Raw genomic sequence first — 25,545 nt, 5'->3', positions numbered from 1 at the left:
GTTTGAACTTGGTTCAAACCTGATTAGTTATTCAGTTTGATGCGTCTATATGACAAAGGAGATTTCCGTGAGTACTGAAATCATTCGAGTACCGGATATTGGTGGTGCAACTGATGTTGATGTTATCGAGATCAGTGTAAAGGTTGGCGACATTATAGAAGTCGATCAATCTATTCTTGTGCTGGAGACAGATAAAGCGTCTATGGACGTTCCATCTCCAATAGCAGGTAAAGTTGTTAGCATTTCCGTTGAGGAAGGTTCACAAGTTTCAGAAGGTTCTGAGGTTATGGTTCTTGAAGTGGAAGGTGCGACAGCAGCTCCAGTAAAAGAAGAGCCAGCTACAGAAGCGGTTGTCGCTGAGACGACTTCTAACGTAGAGCCAGCACCTCAAGCAGCTGCAGCAACATCCAGCAGCGAAGAGAAAGTATCTATACCAGATATTGGCGGTTCTACTGACGTTGAAGTGATAGAAATCTGCGTTGCTGAAGGCGATATGGTTGAAGAGGGTGATTCTTTAATCGTTCTTGAAACAGATAAAGCTTCTATGGATATTCCTTCTCCGTTCAGCGGTAAAGTAGGAAAAATTCTGATCAGTGTTGGTGATACAGTGTCTGAAGGTTCAGAAGTACTTCTTATGACAACTGAATCAAGTGCTGCAACGACGGGTGCTCAAACACCAGCCCCAGCAGCACCGGCTGAAGCAGCGAAAGTCGCTGAGCCAGTAGCTGCTCCACAAACCATTGCTGGTGGTGTTGAAACCGTTAATGTACCTGATATTGGTGGTGCAGAAGGTGTTGAGATCATCGAAGTAGCGGTTGCTGTAGGTGATTCTGTCAACGAAGGCGATTCTATAATCGTACTAGAGACAGATAAAGCATCGATGGAAATTCCGTCACCTAAAACAGGTGTTGTTAAATCCATTGCCGTAAAAGAAGGTGATAAGGTGTCTGAAGGAGATTCAATTCTTGAGTTAGAATTTGAAGCGACTTCTGCCCCAGCGCCTAAAACAGCGGCACCTAAGCAAGAAGCAGCAACAGCGCAAACTGAAGCTCCTAAAGCTGCACCAGCGGTAGCAAGTGTTGATCAAGCAGCCGTTCTAGCAACGCCTTCTAAGAATGTGCACGCTGGTCCTGCAGTGCGTATGTTGGCTCGCGAATTGGGTGTGGACTTGTCTCTTGTTCGTGCTACTGGACCTCGCAGTCGTATTACGAAAGAAGATCTACATGCTTATGTCAAAGCCGCGGTTCAAAAAGCCGCGTCTGCACCTGCAACTTCTGCAGTCGCTGGCGTAGGCCTACCAACCGTTCCAGACCAAGACTTTAGCAAGTTTGGTGCTATCGACGTTGTTAAAATGACTAAGATCCAAAAACTTACGGCCCAAAATATGGTGCGTAATGCTTTGGTTGTTCCTCAGGTTACACAATTCGATAAAGCGGATATCACTGATCTTGAGTCTTTCCGTAAAGGCTTGAAAGGTGAGATGGAAAAACAAGGTGTTAAATTAACACCTCTTCCATTCTTGATTAAAGCCGTTGCTCAGGCAATGGTTGCTAATCCAAGTTTCAATGTTTCTTTAATGGCAGATGGCGAAAGCTATGTGCAAAAACAATACGTTCATATTGGTATTGCAGTAGATTCCCCAGCGGGTCTTGTTGTTCCTGTATTACGTGATGTTGATAAGAAGTCTATCGTTGAGATTGCAACAGAAGCAAACGCACTTATCAAAAAGGCATTGGCTAAACAGCTAAAACCTGCTGATATGCAAGGCGGTTGCTTCACTATATCGAGTCTTGGTGCGATCGGTGGTACAGGTTTCACACCAATCGTAAATTGCCCAGAAGTTGGTATTCTTGGTGTTTCCAAAGCGGACGTTGAGCCTCGTTGGAATGGTAAAGAATTCGAGCCTCGCACTATGTTGCCTTTGTGTCTGTCATATGACCACAGAGCAGTTAATGGTGGTGATGCGGGTCGATTCATGACTTACTTAAATGCAGCATTAAGCGACCTTCGTCGTCTTACTTTGTAATTAAGAACACTGACTCGTGATTAGTTAAATCTGATCTGTAAAAAAGCCGTTCGTTTTAGCGAACGGCTTTTTTTTGTCAAAAAAATGGCATAAGCATTTTTATGCTGTTTTTCTATGCGTTATCGTTTGCTAAGAAATCGTGAATACGGTCTTTTTCCCACATTGCATCTTTGTAACCTAGCTCGATTAGCGCTCGACAATATTCAGGTGTAAATAACAAGTAACTGGCTGCTGAGCTGGCCGTTTCTGATATTGAGTCACCATTGGCTTTTAATAAACTGCGAATGTTTTTCGGTAGGGTATAAATATAGTGCTCTGCTATATCATTGAGTTCTTCAGAAGGTGAGATGATGAGCGTTTCAGTTGGTAGTGAATGATGTTGCCTTTTTTCTTCTGGTATATCGTTAATAAGTCTATTCATTACTTCTAATTGGCGGATGTCATCTTCTAGGTTGTCGATGAAAGCGCTATTAAGTAACTGACCTAAAATCTGAGCCATGCCTGGTGCGTCAGATGGTTTGTTTCTTTCTGGGGTTAACCATTTCTTTGGGCTTCTGTTTCCGCTGACACCAATAATAAATAACTTTTTTGCACCAAGTTGAAGTGCTGGGTAGATGGCTGATTTTTGTCGAATTGCCCCGTCACCATAGTAATGATCTTGAACTTTATGCGCAGGGAAAATAGTAGGGATAGCGCTTGAGGCCAATAAATGATCAACAGTGAGTGTGTCTATAGTTCCTTTTCTTCTGGTTCCTTGCCATGGTTTTATCCCTTCTTGTGCTTGAAAGAAAGTCGTCGATTCACCAGTACTGTAATTCATTGCGGTAATGGCAAGCGCGGTTAAATTCCCCTCATTTAACGCGGTGTGAATATTAGGAAATTCAAGGAAGTTTTCCAGTAGATTTTTTAAGGGCGAGTTATCCATTAATGCAATGGCATCATTATTATCCTGGAATAAAGAAATAAGTGTTTTGGTTACGGAAGCGGTAATAGGCCAACGTCCAACATTATAGACTTGGTCTGGGGTGAGGTGGCGCCAGACAAATGCAAGCTTGGAAACCGCCTTGGTGAAATTGTCAGCATTAGTGGCAAGCATGGTTGCATTCAATGCGCCGGCGGATGTTCCGCAAAGAATAGGAAAGGGTAGTTTGCTTCCTTTAGTGACCATTTTACCCAGCGCTGAAAGGACGCCGACTTGGTAGGCTGCACGCGCACCGCCACCGGATAAAATTAAAGCACTGTGATCTGTCATGTATGAGGCATCCTGTTCTGCAATTATTAGCTTACAATTATGGGCTAAATTAATAAAAATATGCCATTAAATTAATTATTTACCTGTTTAATTATCGATATAAAAAAACTTTATCGCTCCTGTTTGGTGCGATTGTTTTATTGTCGCTCTTATTTTGTGCGTCGATTCTTGGTTGTTTTCTTCTACCAGATATCGGCATGGAGCTATGGGGCGATAGAAGGGATAAATTCATTGGTTTTTTAAATAACAGTAATTAGATGTATTCGCTATTAATCTTATGCACTGCAATCTTATTCTCTAGTTAGTGCAGGGTAAGCAGTTTCAACATCTATGTATCTATAGTGTTCTAGTAAGAATACCTACGATTATTACTTATAAATAGATCTGTGTTGCTTTATTGGCACATAGGTTGCGATGTAAATATTTCTTATAGTAATAATATGAGCAGTAGATTATGAGTGTGTTGGAAAGCGATAAAATGAATTTAAGCCGAGCCGAGAAACACTGGCTACCTGTATTTGGAGCAACAGGTAAGCTAAGGATGCGATGGAGCTGTTTACTTAATCATAAATCGCAATTCGATATTGAAAACACATTCGAAGGCATTGCTGCAACGCGTGTACATATATTAACCACTTGGGCCAATACTGTTTGGTCTAGAATGAGTCAGGTTTCTCAACAGAAGACTGACTTACAAAATGAAATTGGGCGTTTTCTACCGTTATTAAAACAAGGACTACCTGATGTATCGGAGGTTTTTGTCTGTGATAAGGATGCTGTGATCATCTCTTCTACTCAGGTTGAGCGGGTGGGTTTGAATCATAGTCAGAAAATGGCATTCGAAAGAAGTAAGCAAGGGCGTTTTTTGCATGGCCCATATAGTGATGAAGTAACCTTACACTTAGGAGCAACAACCTCTTCTTTTCATGATGCAGTTACATTGATGTTTTATCTTCCTCTGTACTCCAAGCAAGGAGTATTTGACGGTTGTCTCTGTGTTCGAGTTCCCAACGATGTGATCGGTGATCTTATTCAGCGCGAAGCTGGGCATATATACCACGAGTCGGGAGATAATTACTTATTTATGGTTTCCTCAGTTTTCGACCCATCAATTCAGAAAGGCGTGGCGCTTTCGCGTTCTCGATTTGAAGATAATACTTTCTTTCTCGGTGAGAATTTAAAACAGGGTGTCGGAACCCCTTTTGGAGTGGTTGGAGTAAATAATCACACTGAGCTAGAGTTGAAATTTACTAATCCCGCTACAGATGAGCTTCACCCTGGAGTAAGGGAAACGATTCGTAATGGGAATAACCTATTTGTAGCCTACCCAGGATACTCAGATTATCGACATATCCCCGTCATTGGTAAAGGTGTTACGTTCATAATGCCGGGTTCTGATGACACTTGGGGAATGATGTGTGAAGCGGATTTAGAAGAGGTCTATCGCCCTCGATCCATTCAATATACCAGTGTTTTTCTGTACCTATCGAGCATTTTATCGTTAGCGTTATTTGAATTTTTACTTGCGCGGTATATCAGTAATAACAGCGTCATATTTTATGGTTTGATGATTGTTGGCGTCATCCTAGCCACGGTTGTGTTTAATCATTTGGGTCCAATGAGAACCGCCAAACATTTATCAGAGATGACAAAGGTGATTAAAGAGCTATCAGAAGGGGAAGGTAATCTTAAGCAGCGTATGGATCTTAACCTCCTTCCTACGAATGAAGTGGGCGAAATGGGGCGTTGGGTTAATAGTTTTGTTGATAATTTAGATGGTATTGTTGGAGAAGTGATTCTTTCTGCAAAAGAAGTAAATGTTTTGGCAGATGAAATGCAGCTATTCAACGATGAGGTATATTTTGCCTCTTCACAGGTTCGTGAAGCGGCTCAGGAGTCCCTTGTTCTTGTTAAAAAACAAAGCCAAGATGTCACTGTTGCTTCACAAACAGCGCAAGAAATGAAAACCAAAATGCAAGAGGCGGTCGTTAACGCACATAAACAATATCAGTTGGTAAGGCAAAGTACAGAAACCATCCGGGATGTCGTGCAGACGTCTGCGGCTTCTGTTATGTCGTTAAGTAAGAACGCTTCCAATGTGGACCATTTTGTCAAAGAAATTACGGATATTACCAGCCAAACGAATTTATTGGCATTGAATGCGGCCATTGAGGCGGCTCGTGCAGGCGAGCATGGTCGAGGTTTTTCGGTTGTTGCCGATGAAGTCCGAGCGTTAGCGGGAAGAACGGCTGCCGCGGCAGCCGATATAGGTCGAGTGGTTGATCGGATACAGGAGGACACCAATAACGCGGTTGAATTTATGGAGTCTGGGGTTCAAGAGGTTAACCAGAGTTTAGTGAAAAATGAAGCGGCGACTAATGACAGTGAAGTATTGTCTAGCGTTGCCGATAACATGTTTAGAATTATAGAAAATATATCGCTTAGCAGTCAGCAGCATGGTGACCACGTTCATTCTGTTGCAGCAAGCGCTGAACAAATGAGTCGTTGCATGCAGTCATTACAAATAAGCTCAAGCCAGGTGAAGAACCGCTCAGCAGACTTATCTACTTTGGTCGGCACATTTAAAGTAAGTGTCGCTTAGTCAGTAGAAAATTAATTAGGGGAAGAAAGTGCCAGAAGGGATATTAAATCATCCTGATTTGTTGACGGAAGGGCATGGCGAACTTAAGCCCTTTTTTCAACCTATAGTAGAAGTGTCTAGTGGAAAAGTGACGGGCTATGAAGCATTAGCTCGTTTTGTAAGGTCAGATGGTACGGCTGTGTCGGCAGGCTATTTGTTTACCGATAGTCGCATTAGCATTGAGGATAAAAGACGTTTAGATCGTAGTGTACGAGAGCAAGCGATACAAAAGGTTCATCAGTTGCCAGAGCACACTCGAATGACGCTTAATATTTCTCCTCAATGGTTAAGTGTGTCTTCTTCTGAGTCACTTCCTACGCTAGATTTGCTCCTTAAATATGGCGTAGATCCACGTCGAGTAGTGGTGGAGCTGGTTGAGATGAATGGTGATTTGTCTTGTATTTCTCAGGCTGTTGCCAAATATCGTAAAGCGGGCATACGCATTGCTATTGATGATTTTGGCGCTGGGTTTTCGCAGTTCGATCGAGTTATTGCTTTAGAACCAGATATTATCAAATTAGACATGAGGTTATTTCAGCAGGGCGCTCAAGGCGGTGTAGCAGAATATGTGGTCGAATCTTTGGCGACATTATGCACAAAAAGCGGTGCAGTTATCGTCTGCGAAGGAGTAGAAACTGAAGAGGAATTTTACTTTGCTTTGCGCTGTGGTGCACATCATATGCAAGGTTTTTTGTTTTCCCCAGCAACGGAAGAATTTGTTGATAGAGAGGCTTTCAGTCATCAGGTCGCCGTACTCAGAGCCCGTTTTTTCGAACAGCAAAAAGAACAATTTTGTAAGACTCGAAAGCAGTATCAAGATCTTTATCGTACTGTTGAATTGATCTCTAACCAGCATAAAATAGTGGACCAACTCGATATCGAATTTGTATCAACGACACTTTCTCATCTTGATGGCATCATACGGTTTTATGCTGCGCATCCAACGGGGGAGCAATTCACCGCCAATTATGATTATTCTAAAACGACTGGGGTATGGATAAAAGGTGATAGATTCAAAGGGTATAATTGGTCGTGGCGGCCATATTTTTATCAACTCTTTGCTGGTGAATCAACCGTTTTATCACCAAGATATCTTGATATAGATACTACGAAACCCTGTAAGACATTGTCGTCACAAATAACTGAAAGCATCATTTTAATGGTAGACATTGAAGTCTATTAATTTTATCAAGAAGAACGCTTAATCATGGATATTTATTGCTGACATCGAGTGTTTACGGCGTCAGCGGGTTATTATAGCTAGGATAGCTCGTTAACCCGTTGAAACCATGTTAAATATAAGCGAGACTATTCATCCTCCTTTACAATTGTTAAATAAGGCTTTTTTTATGGCTATTCATCCTCAAGCGGGCCAGCTTGCGTCTCACGATTCCCTAGTTAATATCCCTGAATTAATGACCGCGTATTTTTTAAAAAAGCCTAGCGTTGATATTGTTGCGCAGAGAGTAAGTTTTGGCACTTCTGGCCATCGCGGTAGCGCGTTCAAAGTTAGCTTTAACGAACATCATATTTTGGCTATTTGCCAAGCGATTGCCGAGTATAGGAAAGGACAAAAGATTTTTGGTCCATTGTACTTAGGTAAAGATACCCATGCATTATCTGAAGCCGCTTTTCAAACGGCGCTATGTGTATTAACCGCCAATGGTGTAAGAGTTCGAGTGCAAGATGGGGGAGTTTTTACGCCTACTCCAGTTATCTCTCATGCCATACTAACGCACAATGATAAAGCTGATTCCTCAGACATTAGTGATGGCATTGTTATTACTCCTTCTCATAATCCGCCAGAAGATGGTGGCATTAAATATAATTCTCTAAAAGGTGGGCCTGCAGATACAAACATTACAAATTGGGTTGCTAAAAGAGCCAATGAAATATTGTTCGAGGGTTTAGTTGATGTTCTTTATCAAACAGAAGAAGAGGCTGAAGCCAGTGGTTTGATTGAGAGATTCGATTATCTCAATCATTACATCAATGATCTTGAAAATGTCATTGATATGAAAGCGATTGCCAAGGCAGGAATCAAAATCGGTGTTGACCCTATGGGTGGCTCAGGTATTTATTTCTGGGAGCCAATGGCGAAAAAATACGGCCTTGATATTACCTTAGTAAATAAAGATGTGGATCCTACTTTCCGCTTTATGCCTTTGGACAAAGATGGTCGAATTCGAATGGACTGTTCTTCGCCTTATGCTATGAGTAACCTAGTTAAACTGAAAGATAACTTTGATATTGCGGTAGGTAATGACCCTGATTATGATCGTCACGGCATTGTCTGTGCTGGGTTTGGCCTGATGAATCCAAATTCTTATCTTGCTGTTGCTATTGAGTATTTGGCGTCTCACCGTCCTCTTTGGCCACAAACGGCACAGTTAGGGAAAACGCTGGTTTCTAGCAGCATGGTGGACAGAGTTGTCCTTGGTTTAGGTCGCGTATTGTGTGAAGTTCCTGTGGGCTTTAAATGGTATGTAGAAGGTTTATATAGCGGTGAAATGGCGTTTGGCGGTGAAGAAAGTGCTGGCGCTTCTTTTTTGCGTAAAGATGGTCGTGTTTGGACAACAGACAAAGATGGTTTCATCATGGCCTTGTTAGCTGCGGAAATATTGGCCGTAACAGGCAAAGATCCACAAGAACATTATAATGCGCTAACTGAAAAGTACGGTACACCTCATTATAAGCGTATTGATGTTGTTGCTACGATTGAGCAAAAAGCAATTCTTGGCGCGTTAGATGTCAAAGATGTGAAGCAGACTGAGCTTGCTGGAGAAGAAATTCTGAGTGTTTTAACTCATGCGCCCGGCAATAATGCTCCGATTGGTGGATTGAAAGTATCGACACAAAACGGCTGGTTTGCTGCGCGTCCATCGGGCACAGAAAATATCTACAAAATTTACCTCGAGAGCTTTATCTCAGAAGAGCATTTAACTGAGTTAGAGGTTGAGGCGAAAGCCTTGGTGGATAGCGTACTTTCTGTCTAGTATTCGCTTTAAAAAATATCGGTTCTATTTCATGAAAAGCTTACTCATTGAGTAAGCTTTTTTGAATGAGCGGATTGGTGATTGTTAAGCGTCGTACATTTTAGATAACCATCGAGAAACTTGAAACCCAAGTTGAGTTGACAGTTTTTGTCCAGCCGCTTTCAGCTCCTTAGCGTTCATGTCATTTTTTTGCTTTCCTGCTAGAACAACCCAATTACCACTGCCCGTATCAAGCGCTCTCACATCCACGAAAATGCGTTTCAGTTGCGCGATTAGCTCAGGGTTATCTTTGTAGTTTCTCCAGCAGTTTAGTACCAACCAGCCATTCTCTTTAATGTTTTTAGCACAATTTTCAAGAAAGCTAGTTTCTAAAATGCCTATTTCCATGCCATCTGTGTTGTAAAGGTCGGTCATTAAAATGTCGACTTTTTTATCAAAGCCATCCTGAATAAATAGCTGTGCATCTGCATTTTTAATCTGCACTCGCTTTCCTTTAGGCAGTCTAAAATACATTTCTGCAGTATCAATAACTTCTTGTCTGAGCTCAACCGCTGTTATTTGAATACCAGGAACTGCGTGGTATAGCGCATTCAGCAGAGTGCCACCACCTAGCCCTAAAATACCAATGCGTTTTGGTTCAATAAACAACAATGGAATCGTCATGGCTTGTGTGTATTCGTGCTGTAATATATGAGGTGCAGACAATTGGATACGACTCTGCTCATCACCGTCAGCAAACGATAAAATCCGAAATTTACCATCATCATATATGCGTATCGGGCCGTACTCATCCGCGCTATCGTGCAACAAGTTTAGATTATTCATGAATGTCCTTTAAAAAGTTAAGCCAGTATTTTACTGGCTTAATGTCTAGCTTAATTAAGCTTAAATGGTTAGCTGCTTGAGGCAATACGAAGGTGCTGAAGCAATACTTGTGCTGGGTGTGGAATGCTTGCGTCATCAAGACGCTTGGCCTGACTGCGGCACGAATAGCCAGTGGCAAGTAGTTTACCTGCAAGTTCAGGGTTGTTCACTTTTTCTTTCCAAGAAAGGTCATAGATTTTTTTAGAGGTTTCCTTATTGGCAGACTCATGACCGTAGGTACCGGCCATGCCGCAGCAGCCAACATTTTCAATGATAAGCTCTAAACCAAGGGTTTTATAAACGCTTTGCCAATCTTTTATTGAGCTAATGGCATTGGTCTTTTCGGTACAATGCGTCAATAAATGATAAACACTGCCATCTAATGATAATGGTTGTTTACTTAGATGTTCAGTTTTTGTCGCTAACCATTCTTGCATGAGTTGTACTTGAGGCACTTGGCGACTATCGCTAAATGTTTTCATGTATTCTGATCGATAGGTTAGTGTCATCGAAGGATCAATGCCGACAAAGGGTAAGCCGTAAAACGACAGACTTTGTAGCATGTCTAAATTTTTCCGTGCCGTTTTCTGGAATGCCTTCATAAAACCATGAACATGCAGTGGCTTGCCATTTGGTAAGTAAGGCGCTAAATACGCTTGAAAACCTAAGCGGGTAAGCATTTCCATTGTATCTAATACTAATTCTGTTTCGAAATAGCTGGTGAAGGCATCTTGAATCACGATCACTGCCCGCTTTCGATCTTTTGGGCTTAGGGCCTCAATGGCTAAAGGTGTCGCGAGGCGAATGCCGCGACGTGACATCTCTTTCTTTAAATTGAGTTTGCTCAGCGCTGGACTGTCTACCAAACCGAAGTATTTGCTGGATAATTGATTGATCCAGCGGCGGCTAATAATCCAGTTATAAGGTTGTGGGGCAATGGCCATAATCGGCATCATAAATTCGAGTGAACCTACTAAGTAATCTTTCACGGGGCGTAAGTAGCGACTGTAGTAAAGTTCTAAAAAATTGGCTCGAAATTCAGGAACATCCACTTTTATTGGGCATTGACCGACACAGGACTTACAGGCCAAACAGCCCATCATGGAGTCGTGAACTTCATGGGAAAAGTCATAGGTACCACGACGTTTGGCAATGGTATTCTTGAGGCGTGGAATGAAAGTAATCAGGAAGTTGCTTTCTTTTGCATCTTTACTTGCTTGAGTCGTGTCTACTCCTTTTGAACTCATGCCTCGCAGCCATTCGCGCATTAAAGAAGAACGACCTTTAGGGGAATGTCGGCGGTCACGAGTGCCTTTCCATGATGGACACATAGCGTCGTTTGGATCAAAGTTATAGCAAGCACCGTTACCGTTACAATACATGCCTTCTTTGAATTGATCGCGGTTCTGGATTGGTATCTGGCGATCAAATTGCCCGCGCAGAGGGACTTGATCAATTTTTAGAAGGTCTGCACCGAGTTCAAAGGGCGTCGCAATTTTGCCAGGATTCAATTGGTTTCTGGGATCAAATGCACCTTTTACTTGTTGGATGCTCGGATACAAATTGCCGAAAAAAGACGGAGAATATTCTGAACGAACGCCCTTGCCATGTTCTCCCCAAAGTAAGCCGTTGTATTTCTGAGTAAGACTGACTACTTTGTCAGTGATCTCACGAATCATAGGTTCTTGTGATTCGTCTTTTAGATCCAATGCAGGACGAACATGTAAGACGCCAGCATCAACATGACCAAACATGCCATATTGAACGCCATAGCTGTCTAAAACGGCACGAAACTCCATAATATAATCGGCAAGATTTTCGGGTGGTACAGCGGTGTCTTCTACAAATGGAATAGGGCGTTTTTCACCTTTGGCATTACCCAATAAACCAACGGATTTTTTACGCATGGCCCAAAGTTTATTAACGTCACTGTGTCCCATGGCAATGGTGTAACCTAAAGCGCTACTGTTGCCTTGTTTGGTTAGAATATCTAGGTTATCGGTTAATACTTTGATTTTGTCCGCGACTTCTTGTTCGTTGTTACCAGTGTATTCGACGAGGTTGATACCTTGGATGTCCTCGTTCGCTTTATCTGGAAAGAACATTGAAACGGAATCCCAAATAATATCGTTCTTGGCCAAGCCGAGTACTTTAGAGTCAACGGTTTCAATAGACGTGGGTTTTGCTGCTAATAGTTCACGGGCATGACGAAGGGATGCCTCAAAACTGTTATAACGAATGTTGACTAAGGCGGCATAGGTCGGAATGACGAGTAAATTAACCTTAGCTTCAGCAATAAAGCCAAGCGTACCTTCTGAACCACAGAGCACGGAATTTATGTTAAACATTCCCTTATCTGTGCGAATGTGTGCTAAGTCATAACCTGTTAGGCAGCGGTTAAGATCGGGGAAAGTATCCTTGATTTCTTGTTGTTTGCTTTTTTGAATGGAGTCAACAATACGATGTGCGTGAGCGGAATAGTCACTGCCAGATTGAATGGATTCTAATGTAGCTTCATCAATCGGACCGGATGTTAGTAAGCTGCCATCCAGTAATACTGTCGTAAGCTCAAGGACATGATCACGGGTTTTACCATAAGTGACAGAACCTTGACCGCTAGCATCGGTATTAATCATGCCGCCAATAGTGGCTCTATTACTGGTTGAAAGTTCTGGTGCAAAAAACAAACCGTGAGACTTTACCGCTTTATTTAACTGGTCTTTGACCACTCCAGCTTCGACACGAGCCCAGCCTTCAGCAACATTGATTTCCAGTATGCGATTCATGTATTTCGAAACGTCGACGATTAAGCCATCTGATAGGGATTGCCCGTTTGTACCTGTACCACCACCTCTAGGGCTCAGTACAATATCGTGAAACTCAGGTTCATTGCTGAGCGTTGCGATAAGTTGTAGATCCTGAGTGTTTTTAGGGTAGATAACGCCTTGTGGTAAAACTTGGTAAATGGAATTGTCAGTAGACAGTACCACTCGGTTTGCATAATCAGGGTTGGTGTCACCTGAAAATGCTAAAGCCTTCAGACGTTCAATAAAAGCAAGATATTTGCTTTGAATAGGTGAGAGTTCAGAAAGTAATGGGATCATGGTGTTTCATTCTCTGCAAATAATGGCTGCAAATATTTTAACAAAAAAAAAGATAATATAGTGATTTACCTGATGAAAAATACATTGAACTAACGGACACCGAGTGAGTCGTATATGCGCTATGCAAGACTTGATTGAGTTTCCCTTATTTTACTTACTTCAGCTTGTGATATTATGGCCTCGACTACTTTTAGCCGAGGCTTTTTTTTGTCCGTTATCCAATCATTATATGTGCCAGAATCCTTTCAGAATAATGCTCACCCTTGTGAGTTATTTATTTATCGCGGTGATCTTGAGCATCCACAGGCACCAGGTAATAAGTGGCATAAACTTAAATACCATTTACTTGAAGCCAAACGTGTTAACGCCCAATACATTGCTACTTTCGGCGGGCCGTTTTCAAACCATCTGCATGCTTTTTCAGCGATATTGGCTGAAACCGAGTTTAAAGGCATTGCCATTGTTCGCGGCGAGCTTCATCCAACATTGACGCCGACACTGATTGATGTCGCTAACGCAGGGATTGAGCTATGGCCGTGTTCTCGTAAAGACTACCGACTTGCTGAAAATTCCAATATGGTGGCTCAAATTAATCGCCTTTATCCAAATGTCTATTGGATACCAGAAGGAGGCGGTGGGCAATTGGGTGCTAGGGGGTGTCAAGATTGGGCGGCAGATATAGACTATTTAGGTGATGAATATGATGCTTGGGTCGTGTCCGCAGGGACTGGAACAACGGCTTCAGGTTTGTTGGCCTATGATAATCTACCCTACCTTCATGTGGTTAGTGCGCTTAAAGGCGCAGAATCACAGTCTGATGAAATTTTAGCGTTAGCCGAATCATTACCTCAAGCCCATACAACTATAGATGAATTAAAACATAAAATGACGTTCCATTGTGATGCTCATGAGGGCGGCTACGCCAAGCAAAGCAAGGCGTTATTGGCATTTTTAGGGGCGTTCGCTGAGTTAAATCCAAAGCAGTTACTTGATCCTGTTTATACGAGTAAAGCGTTGTTTTTAGTCATGCAAAAAATCCATCGAGGAGAGTGGCCTCATAGGCGTACCTTATTTATTCACACCGGAGGCTTACAAGGCTGGAGAGGGTATCTTCCTAATGTTAATCCATTTATCGACTCTTCAGTTGATGGCGATAAGTAAGCCCTTCATGTTAAAGTGGCGCCGCGCTTAGTTGAATGTTCTTTTATAATAAAAGCGATACAAAATCGCTCGCTGAGTTGCATACCATTACTTAGACCGACGGAAAGAGAGTGACACATGAGTCTTTTTAGACGTGTTGGAATAATTGCTCGATTAGATAAACCTCAGATTCTTGATACGGTTAAGAAACTGATGGAGTATCTTCAAGAAAAAGGTTCAGAGCCTGTATTGGAAACCGATTTGGCGACCATGCTACCAGGTGTCAAAGTAGATTCGTCGCCATTGAAAGAGTTAGGCAATCACTGTGATTTGGTGATGGTTGTTGGTGGCGATGGCAGTTTTTTGGGCGCCGCCAGAGCGATTAGTAATTATGATGTTCCTGTGATTGGTATAAACCGCGGGACGCTTGGGTTTTTAACGGATATTTCTCCTCATGCGTTCAGAGAGGAGTTAGAGCCTATTTTTCGTGGTGAATACTTCGAAGAAAAGCGTTTTATGATTGAAGCAAAAATAAAACGTAAAAACCGCCCTAGTGGTGAAGGCATTGCGCTGAATGATTTGGTTCTCCATCCTGGCAAGTCTGCTCGAATGATACGATTTGATCTGTTTATTGATGATCAATTTGTGATGAATCAGAAATCAGATGGTTTGATTGTCGCCACCCCAACAGGATCGACTGCTTATGCGCTATCCGCTGGTGGACCAATCATGCTACCAAAGCTTGATGCGCTTGTTTTAGTGCCAATGCACCCTCATACATTAAGTAATCGGCCGATTGTGATTGATGCTAATGCGAGAATTCGTATTGTGGTCTGTGAGTCTAATCTTACTTATCCAAGCGTTAGTTGCGATGGACAATTGAATATAACGGCAGCACCGGGTGATGAAATCCATATCACCAAAAAGGCTGGGAACATTCGATTGATACACCCTAAAAATCATGATTTTTATAACGTGTGTCGTGACAAATTAGGATGGCAAAGTAGCTATCGAGCGTAAATAGCGCGTTCTTGTCTGAAGTAGATCTGCGAAGAGGTGTTTGACTTAAATTATGTATTTAGTTTATCAATTCGATACAAGTGATGATCCAGCGCTTCTTAGCGAGACTTTGTGGAGATTGAAAATATCTCATCAAATTATTGTTAAAGGTGCCCATAAAGAACTTTGGGTACCTGACCCATCGTACCAAGATGCTGTTTTGCAATTGATTCAAATCTGGAAACATGACCCAGCTTCACTTTCTAGTGTTAAAAGAAACCGAGATCCTAGGTCTTCTAGCAACTCCAGTAGTCTGATCAATCAACTTCGTGATGCGCCGGCGACTTTCTTCGTTATTTTAGCCGCAGTGATCGTCGCGATCATTACGCAGTTAGGCTCAGATTTAACGACGGTCAGCTATTTTACTATTAGCCCATTGACAGTCATTGGTAATCAAATACGCTTTTTTCCTTTGTCTGAGGTTATTTCTCAGGGTGAATATTGGCGTCTTATTTCACCTGCGTTGTTGCATTTTAGTGTTATGCACATTGCTTTCAATGCCTTATGGGTTTGGGATGTTGGTCGCCGTTTAGAAAAAATTATAGGCTCGTTTTTCTGGTTGCTTGGCGTTTTGATTATTGCTGTCGCTAGTAATATTCTTCAATTTGAAATATCACCTAATCCTCTATTTGGTGGTTTATCAGGCGTTGTTTATGGATTGATCGGTTTTGCGTGGTTTATGCCCATGGTGAATCGTAGTTGGCCAGTCATTATTCATAAGCCTTTAATGATCTTCTTTATGGTATGGCTCGCAATTGGTTATACCCCGCTCACTGAAATGATTGGCTTGGGAAGTATTGCGAATACGGCTCATAGCATAGGTTTGATTTCAGGGTTGGCTTTAGGGATTGTTTATTGGTTTATAACAAAATTATATTCACTTAGAAAAGTTTAAACGCTGCTTAGTGAGCAGCGTTAGATGAGAGTATTTCATGAATTTTAAAGAAATGATCGACAATATGTCGCCGGAAGTTTACGTCAGCTTAAAACAAGCCGTTGAGCTTGGTAAATGGCCAAATGGTGTTCGTCTCACCAAAGAGCAAACAGAGCTTTGCTTACAGGCTGTTATTACGTATGACCACAATAATAAGCCTGAAGAAAGCCGAGTTGGCTACATTGATCGTGGTAGTAAGCAAACTAAGTTTGAAGAAGACAATAAGGACAAAGTAGATAGTATTAAATGGGTAAATGACGCGCCTAAAGGAAAAGTGTAATGCTATCTGGTAATTTGAAAAAAATGTCTGTGTCTGCAGAAAATGGCAAGGTTCAATATGTTTTAACCTTGGGTGACAATAGCGTTAACGTTAATGAGCTTATTGGGAAAAAAGTAGCGCTGCATTTTAAAGGTGCGATTAATTGCGTTAACTGTGGACGCGTAACCAATAAGTCTTTTAGCCAGGGTTTTTGCTTTCCTTGTTTCAAAAAACTGGCGGCCTGTGATTCGTGCATGATGAGTCCAGAGAAATGTCATTTTCACTTAGGTACTTGCCGTGAACCCGAATGGGCAGAAAAGTATTGCATGCAAGACCACTACGTTTATCTGGCCAATTCATCTGGGCTAAAAGTGGGCATTACTCGTGGTGATCAATTGCCAACAAGGTGGATTGATCAAGGTGCCACTCAGGCTAGGGCGTTGTTCAGAGTTTCTACTCGACGAATGTCTGGTCTGGTTGAGACCTTGTTTAAAGACCAAGTCGCTGATAAAACAAATTGGCGCAATATGCTTAAAGGCACTCCGGTTGAGCTAAACCTTGAGTATGAACAAGAAAGGCTAATTGGTTTGCTCTACGATGGACTAGATTCCTTACAGAATGAATTTGGTTTGCAGTCAATTATTGATCTTTCTGATGAAAATGAAACCCACGAATTTGTTTATCCAGTTTTAGAATATCCAACCAAAATAACCAGCCTGAATGCCGAAAAAACACCAGAGATAGAAGGGGTGTTAATGGGCATAAAAGGGCAATACTGGATGCTTGATACGGGCGTGATTAATATCCGCAAATACACAGGCTATCAAGCATCACTAACATTTTAGGAGAGAACACATGAAAGAGAGTCAGCCCTCAGCAATATATCTAAAAGATTATAAAGTTCCTCCATTTCTCATCGACAAAACTGAACTGACTTTTGATCTTGATGAAGCCACAACGGTAGTAACGTCTAGGTTGCATATGCGCCGTAATCCTTTAGACGGAAAATCCACGGCACCACTAGTTTTGGATGGTGGCGAAGATGTTAAATTGATTGGTATCGCGATGGATGGCTATGCATTACCTCCTGAAGAATACCAATTAATTGATGATAAATTGATTATTACCGCGACAGCAGACACGTTTATCTTGACGTGCGAAACCTTGATTGAGCCGCAAAATAATACGCGTTTAGAAGGCTTGTATCGCTCTTCGTCAATGTTCTGTACTCAGTGTGAAGCGGAAGGTTTTCGCCATATTACGTACTACCTAGATCGCCCTGATGTGATGTCGATTTTTACAACGACTATTATTGCTGATGAATCTCGTTATCCTGTGATGTTGTCTAATGGTAATGAGATTGAACGTGGTAAAACGGATGAAGGTAAAACGGTTGTTGTTTGGCATGACCCTTTCCCAAAACCCGCTTATCTGTTTGCGTTGGTCGCAGGTGATCTTGCGGTTAAAAATGATATTTTTACAACACAGAGCAAGCGCGACGTTAAGCTGCAAATATTCACTGAATCGCATAATATCGATAAAGTAGATTACGCAATGGAAGCCCTGAAACGCTCAATGCGCTGGGACGAAGAAACCTACGGGCGTGAGTACGATCTTGATATCTTTATGATCGTGGCTGTTGATGACTTTAATATGGGAGCAATGGAGAATAAGGGGTTAAATATTTTTAACTCATCTTGTCTGTTAGCTAGCCCAAAAACGACGACAGACGATACTTTCTTGCGCGTTGAGGCGATTGTTGCCCATGAATACTTTCACAACTGGTCAGGCAATCGTGTTACTTGTCGTGACTGGTTTCAATTAAGTCTTAAAGAAGGTTTTACGGTCTTTCGTGATCAAACCTTTTCTGCTGATATGCATTCTGCGACAGTGAAACGTGTTGAAGATGTCTCCTTCTTAAAAACAGCACAATTTGCTGAAGATGCAGGCCCAATGGCGCACCCAGTAAGACCGGCTTCTTTTATTGAAATATCTAATTTTTATACGCTTACCATCTATGAAAAAGGCGCTGAAATTGTTCGCATGATTCATACCTTATTGGGCGCTGAGCTGTTCCGTAAAGGTTCAGATTTGTATTTCGAACGTCATGATGGTCAAGCGGTTACTTGTGATGATTTTGTTGCCGCGATGCAAGATGCTTCTGGCATTGATTTAACGTTATTCAAACGCTGGTATTCGCAAGCAGGCACACCAATTGTTTCTGTTACTGATGAATATTTTCCCGCAGAGAATCGTTATACCTTAACCGTTAAGCAAGAAACGCCAGCGACACCGGGGCAGCCAACAAAGCTGCCTCTGCATATTCCAATCCGAGTAGGATTGTTGAATGAGCAAGGCGAAGAAATACAAGCGCAATATAATGGTGAAGTAGCAAATGATGTTACCTTGCTGTTGACAGAGTCAGAGCAAACATTTGTCTTTAATAATATTAACAGTAAGCCAGTTCCATCTTTGCTTCGATCTTTCTCTGCCCCGGTTAAGCTACGCTATGGCTATACAACGGAGCAGTTATTGCTGCTTATGTCATCAGATACGGATGGTTTTAATCGTTGGAGTGCCGCTCAACAATTGGCTGTTAATGAGTTAACCCAGTTAATTGAGCAAGCGTCACAAGGGCAGGCGCTGTCTATAGACTCTCAACTTGTGACTGGCTTTAAAGCCTTGTTAGAAGACGAATCATTAGATCCTGCCATGGTGGCTTTGATCTTGGCACTGCCAAGCCAAGCTTACTTGTCTGAATTGGCTGATACGATTGATCCACATGCGATCAAAAAAGCGCGCCATTTCTTAAAAGTAACCATAGCGAATGCTCTTTCAGGACATTTTGCTCAAGCTTATCTGAATAATATTATCACTTCTGAATACCAGGCTACGGCACAAGATATAGCGCGCCGTTCATTAAAAAGCATCGCGTTATCATATTGGTCTGAATCTTCAGATACAAAAGCACAAGACGCTATTTATGAGCAATTTACGACAGCAGACAACATGACGGATCAGTCTTCTGCATTGTCAATTGCCGTTCAGTCGAATCATGATAAAGCCGCGGCTATGTTGCACGCTTTCTATGAACAATGGAAAGATGAGCCACTAGTTGTGAACAAGTGGTTGATGTTGAGCGCTTCTCAAGAGGGAGACGATGCATTGTCACTGGTGCAAAGCTTAATGGAGCATCCTTCGTTTGATCTTAAAAACCCGAATAAAGTACGTTCTGTATTGGGCGGGTTTGGACAAAGTATTTCAGGTTTTCATAAGGAAGATGGCTCTGGTTATCGTTTCCTTGCGGATCAAATTATTGTGTTGAATAAGCGCAATCCTCAGTTAGCTTCTCGTTTGTGTACACCCCTAACAAGATGGAAAAAACTGAAACCTGACTTAAGTCTGAAAATGAAAACGGAGCTAGAACGAATTATGGCTCAAGATTTATCAAAAGATGTTTATGAGGTTGTTTCTAAAAGTCTCGCATAATTAATCATTCGTCAAAAAATACACTCCAAAATACCCAAGATCTTTGATCTTGGGTATTTTTTTATCCAACTCTAGATGCTGAAATCAACAAATCTATGAAATAAAAACAATAACTTGACGCCTTTTTTGCATTTCAGTCTAAATTCTGGCATAAGTGAGTTAACTTATTGTTGACCTTGGGTTTGTTAAGGAGTGGATAATGAAAACGCGCACCACCATTTTAATTCCTTTGGCTTTAGGATTGATGGTATCAGCATGCACTACGACGACCAGTACTTCCTCTCAAGGGCAAGGTACCAAGCTGATAGAGGGAACAACACCTTCCCAAACCACCACTGAAATCATGTCAAAAAATGCTATTTTCACTCAGGAAATGGGTAAAAATAATCAAAAAATAGAATCTCTTAAACAGACATTAGTAATAAATAACGAGCAACTTCTCAGTTTGCAAAAAACGCTTGATGCACAAGATAAGTCGATTGCTGCTTTAAGTCAGTCGCCATCTGATGCTGAATCATTGGTTAACATAGAAAAAGAAAAGCGATTACGGGAAAGTGCTGAATCTCAGTACGCTGAATTGAAAATAGAAAATGACCATCTTGTTAGTCAAATCAAACGTTTAGAAGGCAAAAATACAGCCCTTAGAAACAAAATAACAAAAACGATTCCAAGCGAACAGACAAGTCGAGAGTTTCTTTCCTTAAATGACAGTTTTCAAACATTGGATTCAGCACATTATGCTTTGAGTCAGGAATACCAGACTTTAGGCAAAGAGCAGAGACTGCTGCAACAAAAATACGATAGCTTAAATAAAGAGAATCAGGACAACCAGCAGTCGTTAGTCTCTCTTAAAAAAGACAATGGACGGTTGGGTGAGATAATCGCAAAGGCGAGGGCGCAAAATAGCGCTTTATTAGCAGAGATTGGTGCTCAGCGTAACAGTATTGATGCTTTACAAAAGGGAACGTCAACCGCCCCTGATCAAGTTCGTTTGGATGCGCTCGATGCTGATCAATTACGCAGTGAAATTGCTAAACTCAAAAGCGTCATTGCTGCTCAGAAATCATTGATAGCAGATTATCAAGGTGATGTGTTGGAGCTAACAACTTCTCTAAGTGCCGGCGCTGACAATAAAGCAAAAATACAAGCATTAGCGAAACGTTTAGCGGCACTCGGTGCGATGAATACATCAGTGAATAGAAAACTCACTAGGAGTCAGTCGGCATTGCAAGCGAGCCTAGCTGATCAGAATATGCTGGCCAAGTCTTTAGCCAGTTCGCAAGCACAACAAGCCGAGCTCCAAAAACAATTAGAAGCGATTAAAGCGGAAACCAAAGGACGTGAATCGCAACAAATGCAGCTTGAATCTCAAATAAATAATTTGATCCCGTTCCAAGCTGAAGTGAATGCCTTACAGTCACAAATCAACTCTGGATTGAGCAATGTAAAGTGGCAAGTGCCCAATAAGATGTCATTGCATAACAACTTTGAAATCTTGGTTACGGCAACGGTTGAAAATCCTGTGGCTGGGCAAACCTATGTTGCTGAATTGGTGACCGACAGTGCAATACAGATGGTTAGTGCTAGTGAAGCGGAAGCGGTCCTTAAAGATGGTCAGCTGCAATGGCGCTGGCGTGTAAGTGGCTTAAATGAGCGTCCTAAAGCCAAACTTAATTTGTTTGTTTCTCAGCAGATGAATTATCAAGGGCAGCGCATCATGAGGCAGGTTTATCGAGACAGTGATACGGTTGCTCTGACAAATGATGACTTGTTCGATAAGTACGGTTACTGGGGTATTGCGATATTAGTGGGTTTATTGGGCGGATTTTTGGTGGGTCGTATTAACCGAAAAGGTAAAAACAGTTAACATCCTTTCTTTTTAAACAGGCTGTTGCCAAGCGGCAGCCTGTTTCATTCTTAGATCATTCAACTTCTCATTACTATTATTCAACACCAGAGTCGTGGTATTTGGGTATAGTGACTGTGCATATTTTTTTTTGAGGTAATGACAGTGGTAAAGTCCAAATCGTATTCCATTATTGAGAAACGTTTAGCAGAAAACGTTCTGATTCTCGATGGTGCCATGGGAACCATGATTCAATCTTATAAGCTTGAAGAGGAAGATTATCGTGGAGAGCGATTTGAAGACTGGAAGAGTGATGTCAAAGGGAACAATGATTTACTGTCATTAACACAACCTAAAATCATTAAAGACATTTACTCTGCTTACCTTGCGGCGGGCGCAGACATCATTGAAACCAATACTTTCAATGCTAACTACATCTCCATGCTTGATTACCACATGGAAGCGTTAAGCTATGAGTTGAATTTCGAATCGGCTCGTCTTGCCCGTGAAGCTGCGGATGAATTTACTCAACAAAACCCGGATAAGCCGCGTTTTGTTGCGGGCGCAGTAGGGCCAACAAGTCGTACCTGTACTATTTCACCGGATGTTAACGATCCAGGCTTTCGTAATGTGCACTTTGACGAATTAGTTGAAGCCTATACCGTTGCCGTAGATGGCTTGGTGAAAGGGGGTGTCGATCTCATTTTGATTGAGACTATATTTGATACCTTGAATGCCAAAGCCGCGATTTACGCGGTACTGGATTACTTTGAAAAAAGTGGTGTGCGTTATCCGATTATGATCTCAGGTACCATTACTGATGCATCAGGGCGTACACTGTCTGGTCAAACAACTGAGGCATTTTGGAATTCTATTTCTCACGCCAAACCTATTTCTGTTGGCTTGAACTGTGCCTTGGGACCAAAAGATTTACGTCAATACATTGACGAACTTTCACGAATCGCCGACACACACATCTCTGCTCACCCGAATGCGGGTTTGCCAAATGCTTTTGGTGAATACGATGAAACGCCAGAAGAAATGCTCAATGAAATTAAAGGTTGGGTAGATTCCGGCTTTATAAATATTATTGGCGGTTGTTGTGGAACTGGGCCAAGTCACATAGATGCATTTGCGACCGCGTTCAAGGACGCCGTGCCACGAGTTATCCCTACGATTGAAAAAGCTTGTCGATTATCTGGCTTAGAGCCTTTTAATATTGATGGTAATAGTTTGTTTGTTAACGTTGGTGAGCGAACTAACGTTACAGGCTCAGCCATGTTTAAACGCCTTATTAAAGAAGGTGACTTTGACACTGCTCTTAGTGTGGCTCGTCAGCAAGTTGAAAACGGTGCGCAAATTATCGATATCAACATGGACGAAGGCATGTTGGATTCGAAAGGAGCGATGGAAAGATTCTTGAAACTGATCGCCTCTGAACCTGATATTTCACGTGTTCCTATCATGTTGGATTCTTCTAAGTGGGAAATACTTGAGGCGGGCTTGAAATGGATTCAAGGTAAGGGCGTTGTTAACTCCATTAGTATGAAAGAAGGAGAAGACAATTTCAGAGAGCAAGCGCGCAAGCTAATGAAATATGGCGCGGCTGTGATTGTGATGGCCTTCGATGAAACCGGTCAAGCAGACACTCGTCAACGTAAGATTGATATTTGTCGTCGCTCGTACAAGATTTTAGTCGATGAAGTTGGTTTTCCGCCAGAAGACATTATTTTTGACCCAAACATTTTTGCGATTGCAACAGGGATAGAAGAGCACAACCGTTATGCGTTGGACTTTATTGAGGCGACTGGCGACATCACGCGTGAATTACCGTATGCGAAAGTCTCTGGTGGTGTATCTAATGTGTCCTTTTCGTTCCGAGGCAACAATCCTGTAAGGGAAGCCATTCACTCTGTCTTTTTATATCATGCTATCAAGCAAGGCATGACAATGGGGATTGTTAATGCTGGTCAGTTGGCTTTGTATGAAGACATTCCGGCCAAGTTACGCCATGCAGTAGAAGATGCGGTTCTTAATCGCACTCCGGATGCGACAGACAATTTATTGGCGATGGCAGGTGAATTTGCAGGTACGGGTGAAGTTGCTGAGAAAGAAACACAAGAATGGCGAACCTTGTCCGTAACCGAGCGTTTGAGCCATGCGTTGGTTAAAGGTATCACTGAATTTATTGATGAGGACACTGAAGAAGCGCGCCAATTTTTTGATCGTCCATTGGAGGTGATAGAAGGTCCCTTAATGGATGGGATGGGGATTGTAGGCGACTTGTTTGGTGCCGGTAAAATGTTTTTGCCACAGGTTGTAAAATCGGCTCGGGTAATGAAGAAAGCCGTTGCGTATTTGATGCCTTATATTGAGGAAGAAAAAGCTCGCAACATGGATACTGCCTCTTCTAGTAATGGCAAAATTGTCATGGCGACAGTGAAGGGTGATGTCCATGATATTGGGAAAAACATTGTCGGTGTTGTGTTGCAGTGTAACAATTTTGAAGTCATCGACTTAGGGGTCATGGTTTCCGCTGAGAAAATTTTGCGCACCGCAAAAGAAGAAGGTGCTGATTTAATTGGCTTGTCGGGTCTTATCACTCCGTCACTTGATGAAATGGTTCATGTGGCAAAAGAAATGCAGCGTCAAGGCTTTACTTTACCCGTGATGGTTGGTGGCGCAACCACGTCTAAAGCGCATACCGCAGTAAAAATAGAGCAAAACTACAAAAATAATCAGGTCGTACATGTTACCAATGCGTCACGCAGTGTTGGTGTGGCGAGTGCTTTACTGAGCAAAGACACAGAGCGTCGTCAGAAATTTGTCGATGACATTAAGCTCGATTATGAAAAAACACGATTGCGCTATAAAGATCGAGTGAAAGCCGGTCGTCGTGTGTCGCTTGATAAGGCACGTCTGAATAAAGCACCGATCGCGTTTGATGAAACTAACATTGTGACGCCGAAAAAATTGGGCATTACGGTACTGACAGAAAATGATATTGATCTTAATGTTGTGAAAGCTTACATCGATTGGACGCCATTCTTTCAAACATGGGAGTTGGCAGGTTCATATCCTCGGATCTTGACGGACGACGTTGTTGGTGTCGAAGCGACTCGTGTTTATAACGACGCATTGGCAATGTTAGAGGAAGTTATCGCCACGAAGAGCCTTAAAGCGCGAGCTGTGATTGGTTTGTTTCCGGCGAATCAGGTGAATCACGATGATATAGAGATTTACGCTGACGAAAGCCGTACGAAAGTTATTGAGCGTTTGTCCTTTTTGCGAATTCAAAACGAATTGACTGCTCCAGGAAAGTACAATCACAGTTTGGCTGATTTTGTCGCACCAAAAGATAGTGGTGTAGGGGATTACATTGGTGCTTTTGCTTGTGCTGCGGGTTTTGGTATTGACCCATTAATTGCCGCATACGAGGCGGATTATGATGATTACAATTCAATCATGATCAAAGCGGTAGCAGATCGTTTGGCTGAAGCGGTAACGGAATATCTTCATGAGAGAGTTCGTAAAGAATATTGGGGTTATGCGGCAGATGAAGACCTCACAAATGAGCAGCTGTTAAAAGAAAAATATCAGGGTATTCGCCCAGCACCTGGTTATCCTGCGTGTCCAGATCATACCGAGAAGGCCAAGTTATGGACCCTTCTTAATGTGAAAGATAAAATTGATATGGAAATTACAGAAAGCTTTGCTATGTTGCCTACGGCGGCAGTAAGTGGCTGGTATTTTGCGCATCCAGACAGCACATTTTTTGGTGTCGGAAAAATAGGGCCTGATCAAGTAGATGACTATGCAGCTCGTAAAGGCATGTCAAAAGACGATGCGGAACGTTGGTTAGCTCCAAATCTTGGTTACGACCCAGAAGATGATCGTATTTAACAAATAGAATGTGTGCTATTGAAACCTTATTT

Annotated in this window: 15 protein-coding genes; 12 read left to right on the top strand and 3 right to left on the bottom strand. The window is 42.1% G+C overall.

Annotation, left to right across the window (positions count from 1 at the left end; all coding sequences use genetic code 11):
- Positions 1-67: 67 nt before the first annotated feature.
- On the top strand, positions 68-2,026 hold the full coding sequence (gene aceF, locus E0D70_RS11805) for a pyruvate dehydrogenase complex dihydrolipoyllysine-residue acetyltransferase (protein ID WP_133012487.1): 1,959 nt from the start codon (positions 68-70) through the stop codon (positions 2,024-2,026).
- A gap of 112 nt (positions 2,027-2,138) precedes the next feature.
- On the opposite strand, the gene E0D70_RS11800 is transcribed toward aceF, so the two are convergent.
- Positions 2,139-3,278: a patatin-like phospholipase family protein gene (locus E0D70_RS11800; RefSeq protein WP_133012486.1), complete on the bottom strand. Its 1,140-nt coding sequence runs from the start codon at positions 3,276-3,278 to the stop codon at positions 2,139-2,141.
- A gap of 454 nt (positions 3,279-3,732) precedes the next feature.
- Here E0D70_RS11800 and E0D70_RS11795 point away from each other — a divergent pair, with 454 nt between their 5' ends.
- The 3 genes from E0D70_RS11795 (at position 3,733) to pgm (ending at position 8,915) form a co-directional block, all read left to right on the top strand.
- Positions 3,733-5,880, top strand: coding sequence for a methyl-accepting chemotaxis protein (locus E0D70_RS11795; RefSeq protein ID WP_133012485.1), 2,148 nt, complete (start codon positions 3,733-3,735; stop codon positions 5,878-5,880).
- 28 nt (positions 5,881-5,908) lie between these two features.
- Positions 5,909-7,102, top strand: coding sequence for an EAL domain-containing protein (locus E0D70_RS11790; RefSeq protein WP_133012484.1), 1,194 nt, complete (start codon positions 5,909-5,911; stop codon positions 7,100-7,102).
- Positions 7,103-7,268: 166 nt separating this feature from the next.
- Entirely contained in the window at positions 7,269-8,915 is a 1,647-nt protein-coding gene (gene pgm, locus E0D70_RS11785) for a phosphoglucomutase (alpha-D-glucose-1,6-bisphosphate-dependent) (RefSeq protein WP_133012483.1), read from the top strand.
- Between the two features lie 84 nt (positions 8,916-8,999).
- Here pgm and E0D70_RS11780 read toward each other — a convergent pair whose 3' ends face one another.
- Positions 9,000-9,740, bottom strand: coding sequence for a spermidine synthase (locus E0D70_RS11780; RefSeq protein WP_133012482.1), 741 nt, complete (start codon positions 9,738-9,740; stop codon positions 9,000-9,002).
- Positions 9,741-9,808: 68 nt separating this feature from the next.
- On the bottom strand, positions 9,809-12,883 hold the full coding sequence (gene ydiJ, locus E0D70_RS11775; RefSeq protein ID WP_133012481.1) for a D-2-hydroxyglutarate dehydrogenase YdiJ: 3,075 nt from the start codon (positions 12,881-12,883) through the stop codon (positions 9,809-9,811).
- A 207-nt stretch (positions 12,884-13,090) separates the two neighbouring features.
- Here ydiJ and E0D70_RS11770 point away from each other — a divergent pair, with 207 nt between their 5' ends.
- The 8 genes from E0D70_RS11770 to metH all read left to right on the top strand — a co-directional run bounded on the left by E0D70_RS11770 (position 13,091) and on the right by metH (position 25,513).
- Positions 13,091-14,044, top strand: coding sequence for a 1-aminocyclopropane-1-carboxylate deaminase/D-cysteine desulfhydrase (locus tag E0D70_RS11770; RefSeq protein WP_133012480.1), 954 nt, complete (start codon positions 13,091-13,093; stop codon positions 14,042-14,044).
- Positions 14,045-14,161: 117 nt separating this feature from the next.
- A complete protein-coding gene (locus E0D70_RS11765; RefSeq protein WP_133012479.1) occupies positions 14,162-15,043 on the top strand; it encodes an NAD(+) kinase in 882 nt (293 codons plus the stop codon).
- 52 nt (positions 15,044-15,095) lie between these two features.
- A complete protein-coding gene (locus E0D70_RS11760; RefSeq protein ID WP_133012478.1) occupies positions 15,096-15,977 on the top strand; it encodes a rhomboid family intramembrane serine protease in 882 nt (293 codons plus the stop codon).
- Between the two features lie 37 nt (positions 15,978-16,014).
- Positions 16,015-16,296 (top strand): YeaC family protein, encoded by a 282-nt coding sequence (locus tag E0D70_RS11755; protein WP_133012477.1) that lies wholly within the window; start codon positions 16,015-16,017, stop codon positions 16,294-16,296.
- Positions 16,296-17,120: a DUF2797 domain-containing protein gene (locus E0D70_RS11750; RefSeq protein WP_133012476.1), complete on the top strand. Its 825-nt coding sequence runs from the start codon at positions 16,296-16,298 to the stop codon at positions 17,118-17,120. Before E0D70_RS11755 ends, E0D70_RS11750 begins: the two co-directional genes overlap by 1 nt.
- A gap of 10 nt (positions 17,121-17,130) precedes the next feature.
- Positions 17,131-19,764, top strand: coding sequence for an aminopeptidase N (pepN, locus tag E0D70_RS11745; protein ID WP_133012475.1), 2,634 nt, complete (start codon positions 17,131-17,133; stop codon positions 19,762-19,764).
- 199 nt (positions 19,765-19,963) lie between these two features.
- Positions 19,964-21,631, top strand: coding sequence for a coiled-coil domain-containing protein (locus E0D70_RS11740; protein ID WP_133012474.1), 1,668 nt, complete (start codon positions 19,964-19,966; stop codon positions 21,629-21,631).
- 138 nt (positions 21,632-21,769) lie between these two features.
- Positions 21,770-25,513: a methionine synthase gene (gene metH / locus E0D70_RS11735; protein ID WP_165942900.1), complete on the top strand. Its 3,744-nt coding sequence runs from the start codon at positions 21,770-21,772 to the stop codon at positions 25,511-25,513.
- Positions 25,514-25,545: the final 32 nt, after the last annotated feature.

This window comes from Marinomonas flavescens, assembly GCF_004352835.1.
GTDB classification, from domain to species: Bacteria; Pseudomonadota; Gammaproteobacteria; order Pseudomonadales; family Marinomonadaceae; genus Marinomonas; species Marinomonas flavescens.
The sequence above is the reverse complement of the archived record's forward strand: the minus strand, read 5'-3'. Positions and strand labels throughout refer to the sequence as shown.